This is a genomic window from Halomonas sp. ND22Bw, assembly GCF_003011945.1.
GTDB lineage: Bacteria > Pseudomonadota > Gammaproteobacteria > Pseudomonadales > Halomonadaceae > Halomonas > Halomonas halophila.
Genome location: NZ_PXWD01000589.1, coordinates 1 through 292, shown reverse-complemented (window position 1 = coordinate 292; position 292 = coordinate 1). Strand labels below are relative to the sequence as shown.

At 69.5% G+C, this 292-nt stretch carries 1 protein-coding gene; it reads right to left on the bottom strand.

Annotated elements, in window-relative coordinates:
- The coding region (locus CVH10_RS19505; RefSeq protein ID WP_369335894.1) for a putative PEP-binding protein at positions 1-292 on the bottom strand (292 nt) is incomplete at both ends.

Below are 292 nucleotides of genomic sequence, written 5' to 3'. Positions count from 1 at the left end.
AGGCGGATGGCGCGGCGCCCCAGGGCGGGGTTTTCCTCCCGCTCGGCCTCCAGATAGGGCAGCACCTTGTCGCCGCCGATGTCCAGGGTGCGGAAGGTAACGGGCCGGTCGCCGGCGGCGTCCAGCACCAGCTTGTACAGCGCCGTCTGGGCGTCCAGCCGGGGCAGTTCGTCCGAAACCATGAACTGGAACTCGGTGCGGAACAGGCCGATGCCCTCGGCCCCCGTCTCGTTCAGGTTCTCCAGGTCCACCGCCAGGCCGGCGTTGGTCAGAAGGCTGATGCGCTGGCCGT